Source organism: Micromonospora sp. WMMD730 (assembly GCF_049178955.1).
Lineage (GTDB): Bacteria > Actinomycetota > Actinomycetes > Mycobacteriales > Micromonosporaceae > Micromonospora > Micromonospora wenchangensis.
Map to the genome: position 1 here is coordinate 5,085,798 of NZ_JBMHML010000002.1, position 11,657 is coordinate 5,097,454.

11 protein-coding genes are annotated in these 11,657 nt (G+C 72.6%); 6 read left to right on the forward strand and 5 right to left on the reverse strand.

Annotated elements, in window-relative coordinates:
• Positions 1–71: 71 nt before the first annotated feature.
• Positions 72–308, reverse strand: a complete 237-nt coding sequence (locus tag ACN265_RS21815) for a ferredoxin (RefSeq protein WP_088642118.1) — start codon at positions 306–308, stop codon at positions 72–74.
• Entirely contained in the window at positions 305–1,492 is a 1,188-nt protein-coding gene (locus ACN265_RS21820) for a cytochrome P450 (RefSeq protein WP_204928163.1), read from the reverse strand. Before ACN265_RS21820 ends, ACN265_RS21815 begins: the two co-directional genes overlap by 4 nt.
• Positions 1,493–1,849: 357 nt before the next feature.
• Here ACN265_RS21820 and ACN265_RS21825 point away from each other — a divergent pair, with 357 nt between their 5' ends.
• The 4 genes from ACN265_RS21825 to ACN265_RS21840 all read left to right on the forward strand — a co-directional run bounded on the left by ACN265_RS21825 (position 1,850) and on the right by ACN265_RS21840 (position 7,046).
• Positions 1,850–3,196, forward strand: a complete 1,347-nt coding sequence (locus tag ACN265_RS21825; protein WP_421409200.1) for a KamA family radical SAM protein — start codon at positions 1,850–1,852, stop codon at positions 3,194–3,196.
• A gap of 29 nt (positions 3,197–3,225) precedes the next feature.
• On the forward strand, positions 3,226–4,482 hold the full coding sequence (locus ACN265_RS21830; protein ID WP_420119219.1) for a pyridoxal phosphate-dependent aminotransferase: 1,257 nt from the start codon (positions 3,226–3,228) through the stop codon (positions 4,480–4,482).
• A 64-nt stretch (positions 4,483–4,546) separates the two neighbouring features.
• Positions 4,547–5,476: an ACP S-malonyltransferase gene (locus tag ACN265_RS21835; protein WP_420119218.1), complete on the forward strand. Its 930-nt coding sequence runs from the start codon at positions 4,547–4,549 to the stop codon at positions 5,474–5,476.
• Positions 5,477–5,501: 25 nt separating this feature from the next.
• Positions 5,502–7,046, forward strand: a complete 1,545-nt coding sequence (locus tag ACN265_RS21840) for an AMP-binding protein (protein ID WP_377686417.1) — start codon at positions 5,502–5,504, stop codon at positions 7,044–7,046.
• 145 nt (positions 7,047–7,191) lie between these two features.
• On the opposite strand, the gene ACN265_RS21845 is transcribed toward ACN265_RS21840, so the two are convergent.
• Positions 7,192–8,787 (reverse strand): AMP-binding protein, encoded by a 1,596-nt coding sequence (locus tag ACN265_RS21845; protein WP_421409202.1) that lies wholly within the window; start codon positions 8,785–8,787, stop codon positions 7,192–7,194.
• Positions 8,788–8,945: 158 nt separating this feature from the next.
• Between ACN265_RS21845 and ACN265_RS21850 the strand changes: the two genes are divergently transcribed.
• A complete protein-coding gene (locus tag ACN265_RS21850; protein WP_088642125.1) occupies positions 8,946–9,200 on the forward strand; it encodes a phosphopantetheine-binding protein in 255 nt (84 codons plus the stop codon).
• A 66-nt stretch (positions 9,201–9,266) separates the two neighbouring features.
• On the opposite strand, the gene ACN265_RS21855 is transcribed toward ACN265_RS21850, so the two are convergent.
• Complete coding sequence (locus tag ACN265_RS21855) at positions 9,267–10,133, reverse strand: aldo/keto reductase family oxidoreductase (RefSeq protein WP_421409204.1); 867 nt, start codon at positions 10,131–10,133, stop codon at positions 9,267–9,269.
• Between the two features lie 122 nt (positions 10,134–10,255).
• On the opposite strand from ACN265_RS21855, the gene ACN265_RS21860 reads away from it, so the two are divergent.
• Positions 10,256–10,720: a winged helix-turn-helix transcriptional regulator gene (locus ACN265_RS21860; RefSeq protein WP_363658374.1), complete on the forward strand. Its 465-nt coding sequence runs from the start codon at positions 10,256–10,258 to the stop codon at positions 10,718–10,720.
• 24 nt (positions 10,721–10,744) lie between these two features.
• On the opposite strand, the gene ACN265_RS21865 is transcribed toward ACN265_RS21860, so the two are convergent.
• Complete coding sequence (locus tag ACN265_RS21865) at positions 10,745–11,650, reverse strand: proline iminopeptidase-family hydrolase (RefSeq protein ID WP_357933028.1); 906 nt, start codon at positions 11,648–11,650, stop codon at positions 10,745–10,747.
• Positions 11,651–11,657 lie beyond the last annotated feature (7 nt).

Sequence of the window (11,657 nt, forward strand, 5' to 3'; positions counted from 1 at the left end):
GCCGCGACCGGTAGGGGGGACCGGTCGCGGCGGCCTCGCGGCGACCGGTGGGTTCACCGGTCGGGGCGGTGTTACTCCTCGGGCGCGAGCAGCGCGCCGGAGGCGGCGTCGCGGACCGTGATCGCGGACATCGGGCACATGTCGGCGGCGTCGATGACCGCCTCGTCGGGTGCGGTCTCCGGGGCCAGGGCGGACGCCTTGCCGGCCCGGATCTCGATCTGGCGGGGGGCCGCGCCGGCACAGACCCCGGTACCGATGCAGGCGTCCCGGTCGACGGTGACCGTCCACCGGGTGTCCACAGCGGTCACCAGGCCACCAGCAGCTTGTTCGGGCCCCGGACCAGCAGGCCGGACTTCCACGACACGCCCGCGTCGCCGTCGGCCAGGCTCAGCTCGGGGAACCGGTCCAGGATGGTGTGCAGGGCCACCTGCAGCTCCATCCGGGCGAGCTGCGCGCCGAGGCAGTGGTGCGGGCCGTGGCCGAACGCGACGTGCGGGTTCTGCTCGCGGGTGAAGTCGAAGGTCTCCGGGTTGTCGAAGATCTCCGGGTCCCGGTTGGCCCCGGGCAGCGAGACCAGCACCGGCTCGCCGGCGCGCACGGTGATGCCGCTCAGCTCCACGTCCTCCACCGCGTACCGGGGGAACATGGCGGCCGGGTTCAGCGGGATCATCCGCAGCAGTTCCTCCACGGCCGCCGGCACCAGGCTCCGGTCGGCGCGCAGCTGCGCCATCAGCTCCGGGTGGGTGAGCAGCGCGTAGACGAAGTTGGGGATGTGCGTGGAGACCGTCTCGACGCCGGTGAGCAGCAGCCCGACCCCGGCGATGGAGAGCAGTTCCTGCTCGGTCAGCCGGTCGCCCTCGTCGCGGGCCTTGACCAGCGCGCCGAGCAGGTCGTCGGTGGGCTGCTCGCGGCGCTGGGCGACCAGCTTGCCCATGTAGCCGAAGAGCTGCTCGGCGTAGACCATCAGCTGCTCGCTGGTGCTGGTCAGCCCCTCGGTCCAGATCCGGAACTGGGCCCGGTCCTCGAACGGCACCCCGAGCAGCTCGCAGATGACGGTGATCGGGTACGGCAGGGCGAACAGCTCGACCAGGTCACCCGGGGAGCCCTTGGCGATCATCTCGTCGACGTACTCGTTGGCGATGCGCTGGGCGCCCTCGCGCATCTCGTTGACCCGGCGGGCGGTCAGCGCCTTGCCGGCGAGCTTGCGCAGCCGGGTGTGGTCCGGCGGGTCGAGGCCGATGATGCCCTCGTAGGTCATCTCCTCGCGGGTGCGGGGCTGGTCCTTGCCCTGCGCCGCGGCCCGGCTGAACCGCGGGTCGGTCAGCACGGTCTTGACGTCCTCGTACCGGGTGGCGAGCCAGGACACCTCGCCGTACGGCAGTTGCACCCGGGCCAGCGGCTCGGTGCTGCGCAGCAGCCCGTAGACGGGGTCGATGTCGATCCCGGGCGCCTCGCTGAACGGATATTTACGGATCTCCTGATCGATCGTCACGGAGCACTCCCTCGGGTCGCACCGGGCGCACGTGATCCGGCGCTGGCATCGGTGTCTGCACGGCCGCTCGGTGCGGTACGGCGTATCCGGGCGACACGCCGGGCGCCGGCCGGACCAGGCGAGGGATACGTAATCAGGAAAGGAAATCCACCTACACCCCCGCGACGCCCCTAGCCTCCCCCTACCGGCTGCGCTAAGGGGCGGCTCTGGGGTTCCGCTAGGGGTCCGGGCGGACGGGCCGCCACTAGCGTGTGGGCGAGGCAACGCGCTGTTGACCGTCGAGCGATTCTCGCGGGCGCGCACCGGTGATTGAGTCACGCCACGTCGGTGGGCGCAACCCCCCATGGAGGATGGTTGATGTCCCTGCTCGTTTCCACGACCGCCGATCCGGGGCGGTTCCACTCCTTCGGGCCGCACCACATCGAAGAGCTGGGCGGCCGGTACGGATTGTCGGCCGACAATCTGCACGCGATCCGCACCATTTCCCAGGTGCTGCCCTTCCGGGTCAACGAGTACGTCCTGTCGCACCTGATCGACTGGGACCGCATCCCGGACGACCCGATCTTCCGGCTGGTGTTCCCGCAGCGCGGCATGCTCGCCGCCGACGACGAGCGGATCGTCGGCGACCTGCTGCGCGCCGGTGACCGTAAGGGGCTGCGCGGGGAGGTGGCCCGGATCAGGGCGGGGCTCAACCCGCACCCGTCCGGGCAGCAGCAGCACAACGTGCCCAGCCTGGACGGTCAGGAACTGCCGGGCATGCAGCACAAGTACCGGGAGACGGTGCTGTACTTCCCGCAGCAGGGGCAGACCTGCCACGCGTACTGCACCTACTGCTTCCGGTGGGCACAGTTCGTCGGGGACGCCGACCTGCGGTTCGCCGCGCCCGGCCCGGAGCAGTTGGTGAACTACCTGCACCGGCACCCGGCGGTGACCGACGTGCTGGTCACCGGCGGCGACCCGATGATCATGTCGACGGAGCGGCTGCGCAGCCACGTGGAGCCGCTGCTGGCGGTGGACACGGTGCGCACCATCCGGTTCGGCACCAAGGCGGTCGCCTACTGGCCGTACCGGTTCGTCTCCGACAGCGACGCCGACGACCTGCTGCGGCTGTTCGAGCAGGTGGTCGCGTCGGGGCGCAGTGTCGCGGTGATGGCGCACTTCAGTCACCCCCGGGAGCTGGCCACCGAGGTCGCCACCCGGGCCATCGCCCGGATCAGGTCGACCGGGGCGGTGGTCTACTGCCAGGCCCCGCTGATCCGCTACGTCAACGACGACGCCCGCGCCTGGAGCGAGATGTGGCGGGCGGAGCTGGCCGTCGGCGCGGTGCCCTACTACATGTTCGTCGAACGGGACACCGGTCCCCGGGACTACTTCCAGGTGCCGCTGACCCGGGCCGCCGACATCTTCCGTACCGCGTACCAGGATCTGCCCGGGCTGGCCCGGACGGTGCGCGGACCGGTCATGTCGGCCACCCCCGGCAAGGTCCTCGTCGACGGCGTCGAGCGGACCCCGGACGGCGACTTCTTCCAGCTCCGGCTGATCCAGGCCCGCGACCGGCGGCTGGTCGGCCGGCCGTTCCGGGCCCGCTGGTCGCCCGACGCGGCCTGGCTGAGCGACCTGGAGATCGACCCGAGCGCCCCGGCGGACATCCTCGCCGCGGTCAGCCCCAGCGCGGCCCGCCCCGGCGCGGCCGTCACCGCCTGAACGACCCACCGACCCGAAGGGAGCTGGCGATGGCCGGCCGGAAGATTTCGCCCAACCTCGCGCTCGACCAGCTGGTCGCGCAGCGCATCGCCGCGGGCGAGTCCATCGTGCACCTGGGCTTCGGCGAGTCCCGCCTGCCGGTGTTCCCGCCGCTGCTGCGGGCGCTGACCGAGGGCGGCGACCGTAACGCCTACGGGCCGGTGGTCGGCGATCCCGCCACCCTGGACGCGGTGGCCGGGTACTTCTCCCGCCGCCGGCTGCCCACCGAGGCCGACCAGGTGATCATCGCGCCGGGCAGCAAGCCGCTGCTTATGGCCCTGCAACTGGTCGTCGGCGGGGACACCCTGCTCGCCGCGCCGAGCTGGGTCACCTACGCCCCGCAGGCCCGGCTCGCCGGCCGGACCGCGCTGGGGGTGCCGGTCCCCGAGTCGTGCGGCGGGGTGCCCGACCCGGCGGCGCTGCGGGAGACGGTCCGCGCCGCCCGGGTGCTCGGTCACGACCCGCGCATCCTGGTGCTCACCTCGCCGGACAACCCGACCGGCACGCACGCCCCGGACGACCTGGTCCGCGAGCTGTGCGCGATCGCCGAGGAGGAGGACCTGCTGATCGTCTCGGACGAGATCTACCGGGACATCCTGCACACCCCGGGCACGGACCTGCTCTCCCCCGCCGAGGTCGCACCCCGGCGGACCGTGGTGCTCACCGGGCTCAGCAAGAACCTGGCGCTCGGCGGCTGGCGGATCGGCGCGGCCCGGTTCCCGGCCGGCGGGTGGGGCGAACGCCTCCGCGCCGACGTCGCCTCGGTGGCCAGCGAGATCTGGTCCACCCTGGCCGGGCCGATGCAGTCGGTCGCCCGGTACGCCTTCGCCGAGCCGCCGGAGATCCGTGAGCGGCTCACCGAGGACGCCGCGCTGCACGGCGCGGTGGCCGGCGCGGTGCACCGGATCATGGTGGAGGCGGGTGCCACCTGCCGGCCGCCGACCGGCGCGTTCTACGTCTACCCGGACTTCGCGCCGCTGCGCGAGCCGTTGGCCGAGCAGGGCATCACCGACGGCGCCACCCTGCAGCACTACCTGCTGGAGGAGCTGGGCGTGGCGGTGCTGTCCGGCCACCACTTCGGCGACCGGCCGGAGGCGCTGCGGTTCCGGGCCGCCACCAGCATGCTCTACGGCGACACCCCGGAGCAGCAGCGGCAGACCCAGACCGCCGCCGACCCGCTGACGGTGCCGCACGTCGCCGACGCGTTGGTCCGCATCGAGCAGGCCCTGGCCAAGCTCCCCCGGTGACCCGCCCCGACTCCCCCGCCGACCGCGCCGGTGCCGGTCTGCCCCGACGACAAGGACGCCCCAGATGACCAGCGCGATCGTCTTTCCCGGGATGGGTCCGTGCGACTTCGCCGACGTCGCGAAGTTCATGCTCATCGACCGGGACGCCCGCGAGCTGCTCGCCACCGCCAGCGACGCCCTCGACTACGACCTGTTCGCCCGCTACCGCGACAGCGACAGCGACTATTCCGAGTACGCCCAGGTGGCCTTCCTGGTCAACTGCGTGGCGTTGGCCCGGTGGGCGGAACGGACCATGGACCTGCGGCCGGACCTGATCGCCGGGCCCAGCTTCGGTGGCAAGGCCGCCGCCGTGTTCAGCGGTGCGCTGGACTTCGCCGAGGCGGTCCGGATGACGGCGCGGCTGTCCCGGATCGAGACGGAGTACTTCACCGCCGAGCAGCGGGGCGTGGTGACGATGTCGTTCGTCCGGACCCCGGCCGAGCGGCTGCGGGAGATCCTGGCCGAGCTGGACGAGGCCGGCGAGTGGTACGAGATCTCCTGCTACGTGGACACCGACTTCTGGATGGTGACCCTGCACGAGGGGCGCACCGACTGGTTGGCGCAGCGGCTGCGGGCCGGCGGCGGGCTGCCGCTGTACGTGATGGATCCGCCGCTGCACGCCGCCGCGTTCGGGCCGCTGCGCGACCGGGTGGAGGCGGAGCTGTTCGGGTCGCTGCGCTTCACCGACCCGCAGATCCCGGTCGTCGCCGACCAGGACGGCACGGTACGCACCACCGCCGACGGTGTCCGGACGATGCTGCTCGACGGGATCGTCACCCCGGTGCGCTGGCCGGAGGTGGTCGCCACGTTCCAGCGGTCCGGGGTGCAGACGGTGCACGTCTGCGGGCCGGACCGGTTGTGGGGCCGGGTCGGCGCCACCGTCCGCAACTTCCGGACCACCATCGTGGACCCGCGACGGGCGATGCGGCCGATCCGTCGCGCCGTGGCCGCCTGAGCGCCGGTAGAGCACGGAGGACGAGATGACCCAGCACACCGACTACGCCCTGCACGGCCGGTTCCTCCAGGGGCTGGCCGCGGCACCCCGGGCCACCGCCCTGCACCTGCCGTCCGGGCCGGTCAGCTACGAGGAGCTGCACGCCACCGCGCTGCGCTGGGCGGGGGCGCTGGCCGCCGGGCCGGACGGTCCGCCCCGGGTGGTCGGCATCCTGGCCGGCAAGACCCTGGAGTCGTACGCGGGGCTGCTGGCCACCCTGTACGTCGGCGCGACCGCCGTACCGCTGCACCCGGAGTTCCCGGCTACCCGGACGGCGGGGATGCTCACCGCGTGCGGGGTCTCCACCCTGCTGCTCGACGAGGCCGGGTTGGCGGTCCGGGCGGAGATGGGCGACGCGGTCGCCGGGGTGCCGGTGTTCGCGCCGGTGGTGGACCCGCGCGGCAGCGGCACCGGCCCACGGCTGCCGGTGGTCGGGGCGACGCCGCTGGCCGCACCCCGTCCCGCCGGCCCGGACGACGTGGCCTACGTGCTGTTCACCTCCGGGTCGACGGGGCGGCCCAAGGGGGTGCCGATCACCCACGGGAACCTGCGGCACTACTTCTCGGTCCTGGACGACCGGTACGACTTCGGCCCGGACGACCGGTTCTCCCAGTCGTTCGACCTGAACTTCGACTGCGCGATGTTCGACCTGTTCTGCGCCTGGGGTGCGGGGGCGAGCGTGCACCCGGTGCCGCCGGCGGCGTACCGGGACGTGCCGGCGTTCGTGGCCGAGCGGGGTCTGACCGTGTGGTTCTCCACCCCGAGTGCGATCACCCTGGTCCGGCGGACCGGCCGGTTGGCTGCGGCGGCGATGCCGTCGCTGCGGTGGAGCTTCTTCGCCGGGGAGGCGCTGCACGCGGCCGACGCGGTGGACTGGCAGGCTTCGGCCCCCGGGTCGACGTTGGAGAACATCTACGGCCCGACCGAGCTGACCGTGACCATCACCGGGCACCGCTGGTCGCCGCAGACCTCGCCGGGGTTGTGCGTCAACGGGCTGGTTCCGATCGGGACGCTGCACGACGGGCACGACGGGGTGCTGCTCGACGCCGACGGCGCGGCCAGCGAGGTGGAGGGGGAACTCTGCATCACCGGCCCGCAGCTCACCCCCGGCTACCTCGACCCGGCCGACGACGAGGGCCGGTTCCTGCTGCGCGACGGCCGGCGCTGGTACCGCACCGGGGACCGGGTCCGGCGGTTGGACAACAAGGAACTGATCTACCTGGGCCGGCTCGACTCGCAGGTGCAGGTGCACGGCTGGCGGGTGGAGCTGGCCGAGATCGAGCACGCCCTGCGGGGCTGCCCCGGCATCGAGGACGCGGTGACCGTGGCCCGTGCCGGGGCCGGCGGCACCGAGCTGGTGGTCTTCTACACGGGTGCGCCGACGGCCCCGGCGGAACTGTCCCGGCAGTTGCGGCAGATCCTGCCCAAGGGGATGCTGCCGCGCTCGTACCGGCACGTGCCGGAGTTCCCGTTGAACTCCAACCGCAAGGTGGACCGGGCCCGGTTGGCCCGCGAGGCCGCCGAGGGCTGACCCGGACGATCGACGCTGTTACGCCGACATGGCGGCATCCGAGGACTCGGATGCCGCCATGTCGCTGTCCTGGCGGTGACGCAGAGAAAAACCCCTGGCCGGTCCCCCTCCTGAAGGGACCGGCCAGGGGCCGTCAGGGGCCGGGTCAGCGCTGCGCGGGCTGTCCGGCGCGCTCGGCGAGGGCCCGCCTGTCGATCTTGCCGTTGGCGTTGACCGGCAGCTCGTCGATCACCCGGACCTGCTGCGGCACCATGTAGTCGGGCAGCGCCTCCAGGCAGAACGCGCCCAGCTCCATCTCCTCGACGCCGGTGACGCCCTCGTCGAGCACCACGAACGCGGCCAGCACCGGGTCCCTGCCCTCCTGGGGCAGCATCAGCGCGGCGGCCCCGGCGATGCCCGGGAACTCCCGGACCCGGCGCTCCACCTCGCCCAGCTCGACGCGGTTGCCGCGCACCTTGACCAGGGAGTCGGCCCGGCCGGTGAAGTACAGCTCCCCACCCTCGCCCCGGTAGGCCAGGTCGCCGGTGCGGAAGACGACCTGCCCGGTGGCCGGGTTGAGCGGGTCGGGAACCAGCGCGGCGGCGGTGGCCTCCGGGTCGTTCCAGTAGCCGTGGAACAGGGCGGCGCTGCGCAGGTGGATCTGCCCGACGACACCCGGGGAGTCGACCGGCCGCCCGTCCTCGTCGATCAGCAGCATCTCCGCGCCCGGGTGGGCGTGGCCGATGGAGATCCGGTCGACGTCGTCGGGCAGCGGGTTGGGCACGTCGGTGAAGGACGCGGCGATGGACTCGCTGCTGCCGAAGCAGTTGACCACCCGGGCGTGCGGCAGGGCGCGTTGCAGCTCGCGCATCTCGGGCAGGGGGAAGTTCTCGCCGGAGTAGAGCACCCCACGGATCTGCTCACCGAGCGCGGCCAGCCCGGCGAACTCGTGCCGCAGCACCCCCCGCCAGATCGACGGCACGCCGTTGACCTGGGTGGCGCCGCTGTCGGCGAGGAACTGCACGAAGCGGCGCGGCCAGCGCAGCAGCGACCGGGGCACCGGCACCACGGCCGCGCCGCTGCCCAGCGCCAGGCCGATGTCGAGCAGCGAGAAGTCGAACTGCAACGGCGAGGTGGTGGCGACCCGGTCCTCGGCGGAGACGATGCCGTGCCGCAGCATCCCCCGGAAGAAGGCGAGCACGCCCCGGTGGCTCATCACCACGCCCTTGGGTCGTCCGGTGGTGCCCGACGTGAAGATCATGTAGGCCGGGTCGGTGGGCACCAGTTCCCGGCGGTGCCGGGTGCGCGGCGCGGGCGCCCGCTCGACCTGGATGCCGTCCGGGCCGAACCGGGCGGTGCCCAGCGGCGCGGGCACGCCCTCGCGGCGGCCGTCGACGGGTTGCAGGTGCAGCGCGGCGGTGGTGCTCTCGGCGATCAGCGCGAGCCGCTGGGCCGGGGTCTCCGGGCTGACCGGGATGAAGGTCAGGCCCAGCGACGAGCAGGCCAGGAAGACCGCGATGGCGGTCGGGGAGGTGTCCGACTCCAGGATCACCCGGTCGCCGATGTCGAGGCCGAGTTCGTCGAGGGCGGCGGCGTAGCCGTCGACCCGCTGGGCGAGCTGACGGTACGAGATGGAGCCGACCTCGCCGCCGACGGCCTGGATGACGGCCGGCTTGTCGGGCGTCAGCCGGGCGCCCGCCAACAGGAACTCGTGCAGCGTCTCCACGGAGGCGTGCGTGCGCGCGAAGTTCTCTCGACTCATGGCCGGAGCGTATCGGCGGCCCCGCCGGCCCCCACCCGCATCGACCCCCCTAACGACCCCTTACCCGGGCGGGCCGGCGGCCGGGAGATTGTCGGGTCGTCAGCCCCCGTGGGGCGTTGTTAGCGTCTTCTCACCCTGCACCGGAAGGAATCGCGGACATGTGGGATCAACGGTTCGAGGCCATCCTGCGCCAGCACCTGCCCTTCCTCGACCCCGAGGAGACGCTGCTGGCCGGCACCAGCCTGCGCGACTCCGGCCTGGACTCCCTCGCCATGGTCGAACTGCTGGCCACCCTGGAGAGCGAGTACGACGTGCGCTTCGTCGACGAGGCGATGTCGATGGAGACGTTCGCCACCCCGCAGACGTTGTGGAGCGTGCTGACCGACATGCGTGGCGTGCCCGCTCCCGTGTGAGCGGCACCCGTTCCGAAAAGTGCCCGTGACCGCATCTGGTCACGGGCACTTTTCGCGGTCCTGCCCTCAGCGTCCGATCGCGTCCAACGCGGCGAGGTCGTCGGCGGTGAGCGTCAGCCCCGCCCCGGCGACGTTCTCCCGCAGGTGCGCCACCGACGAGGTGCCGGGGATGAGCAGGATGTTGGGTGAGCGCTGCAGCAGCCAGGCCAGGGCGACGGCCATCGGCGTGGCGTCCCGGCGGGCGGCCACGGCCGACAGCGCCGCGGACTGCAACGGGCTGAACCCGCCCAGCGGGAAGTACGGCACGTAGGCCACCCCCTGCCCGGCGAGCCGGTCGATCAGCGCGTCGTCCTGCCGGTACGCCAGGTTGTAGAGGTTCTGCACGCACACGATCGGGGCGATCGACTGTGCCTCGGTGACCTGCTCGGGCGTCACGTTGCTCAACCCGAGGTGCCGGATCAGGCCCTTGCGCCGGAGTGCGACGAGCGCCTCGAGCGGTTCGGCGAGGGAGCCGGCCCGGGGCCCCGTGGCGTCACCGAGCCGGAGGTTGACCAGGTCCAGGGCCTCGACGCCGAGGTTCTCCAGGTTCTCCTCGACGGCCCGGCGCAGTTGTTCCGGCTCCCGCGCGGTGGGCCAGCCACCCTGCGCGTCCCGGGTCGCACCGACCTTGGTCACCAGGTGCAGCCCCTCGGGGTACGGGTGCAGGGCCTGGCGGATCAGCCGGTTGGTCACGTGCGGCCCGTAGGCGTCACTGGTGTCGATGTGCGTGATGCCGAGGGCGACGACCTCCCGCAGGACGGCCAGCGCCGCGTCGGGGTCGGCGGGCGGTCCCATCACCCCGGGGCCGGCGAGTTGCATGGCACCGTAGCCGAACCGGGTGACGGTCAGGTCGCCCAGCGTCCAGGTGCCGCCGGGCAGAGAGCGGGTGAGCATGTGTGTTACCTCGGCCTTTCGTGGTGGACAGAGTGGTACCCGACCACTATCGGTGAGGTAGCTTTCTGCCGGGAAGTAGGCACCTGGAAGTGCGTAGCGCACCGACTGCGGGAGGAACGGCGATGACCACGAGGACGGCGGCCGAGCGCCGGGCGGAGGCGGCGGTGGCGTACGACGCGTTCGTGGCGCAGTGTCCCAGTCGCGAACTGCTCGCCCGGATCTCCGACAAGTGGGTCGCGCTGGTGCTGGCCGCGCTGCGCACCGACGGCTCGCACCGGTTCGGCGCGGACTGCGCCGGCACCCCCCGGCCGATGCGCTACTCGGAGCTGTCCCGCCTGCTCGCCGGGGTCAGCCAGAAGATGCTCACCCAGACGCTGCGCACCCTGGAACGCGACGGCCTGGTCAGCCGTACCGCGACGGCGACCGTGCCGGTCACGGTCACCTACGAGCTGACCGACCTCGGCTTCTCCCTGCACGAGACGATGCGTGCCCTCAAGGCGTGGGCCGAAACGCACCTGGACGACGTACACGCCCACCGGGCGGCCTACGACGCCCGCCACCCCGCCCCGGCGGCCCGCCCCGCCTGAGCGGGCCGGCCGGACGGTCGGGGTTCAGAGCTTGTCGAGGAACTGGGTGAGGAGCTCGGTGAACCGCTCCGGGGTCTCCAGGTGGGGCAGGTGGCTGGCCCCCTCGATGATCTCCCAGCGGGCGCCGGGGACGAGATCGTGGAAGGGGCGCACGGCGGCGGGGGTGACCTCGTCGTACTCGCCGCTGATCACCAGGGTCGGCGTGTCGATCTGCGGCAGCCGGTCGAGCAGCGAGTAGTCGCGCAGCGTACCGGTGATGTGGAACTCGCTCGGCCCGTTCATCGCGTGGTAGACGGTCGGGTCGCCGTTGATCTCCATGAAGGTGGCCATCAGCTCCGGCGGCAACGGCTTACGCCGACACACGTGCCGCTGGTAGAAGACCATCATCGCGGCCGTGTACGCCGGGCTGCCGGTGGTGCCGGCGGCCTCGTGCCGGCGCAGCGTCGCGTCCACGCCGGGCGGCAGCGCGGCCCGCAGCACGTCCAGCTCCGGCAGCCACAGCGGGTACGACGCGGGCGCGTTGGCGATCACCAGGCCACGCAACCCGGCCGGCCGGTCGGCCGCGTGGGCCGCCGCCAGCACCCCGCCCCAGGACTGCCCGAACAGCACGTACTCCTCGGCGATGCCGAGGCGGCGCAGCAGGTTGTCGAGTTCCGCGAGGAACAGCTCGACGGTCCAGAAGTCGGCGCCCCGGCCCCGCAGGTGGGTGGAGCCGCCGTTGCCGAGCTGGTCGTAGTGCACCACCGGCCAGCCGGACCGGCTCAACCCGGCCATGTTGAGCAGGTAGTCGTGGGTGCTGCCGGGCCCGCCGTGCAGCACCACCAGCGGTGGCTTGCCGTCGTGCAGCTCGCCCGTCACCCGGTACCAGGTCCGGTGGTCACCGAACTCGACGGTGCCCTTCGCGGTCGGTGCCAGTGTCATGTCGTCCACTCCCGGT

What these genes read in the sequence shown, in the direction of transcription:
- ACN265_RS21855 (WP_421409204.1), bottom strand. Translation starts at nt 10,133, where the DNA reads ATGCTCACCCGCTCTCTGCCCGGCGGCACCTGGACGCTGGGCGACCTG.
- ACN265_RS21830 (WP_420119219.1), top strand. Translation starts at nt 3,226, where the DNA reads ATGGCCGGCCGGAAGATTTCGCCCAACCTCGCGCTCGACCAGCTGGTC.
- ACN265_RS21835 (WP_420119218.1), top strand. Translation starts at nt 4,547, where the DNA reads ATGACCAGCGCGATCGTCTTTCCCGGGATGGGTCCGTGCGACTTCGCC.
- ACN265_RS21840 (WP_377686417.1), top strand. Translation starts at nt 5,502, where the DNA reads ATGACCCAGCACACCGACTACGCCCTGCACGGCCGGTTCCTCCAGGGG.
- ACN265_RS21845 (WP_421409202.1), bottom strand. Translation starts at nt 8,787, where the DNA reads ATGAGTCGAGAGAACTTCGCGCGCACGCACGCCTCCGTGGAGACGCTG.
- ACN265_RS21860 (WP_363658374.1), top strand. Translation starts at nt 10,256, where the DNA reads ATGACCACGAGGACGGCGGCCGAGCGCCGGGCGGAGGCGGCGGTGGCG.
- ACN265_RS21850 (WP_088642125.1), top strand. Translation starts at nt 8,946, where the DNA reads ATGTGGGATCAACGGTTCGAGGCCATCCTGCGCCAGCACCTGCCCTTC.
- ACN265_RS21825 (WP_421409200.1), top strand. Translation starts at nt 1,850, where the DNA reads ATGTCCCTGCTCGTTTCCACGACCGCCGATCCGGGGCGGTTCCACTCC.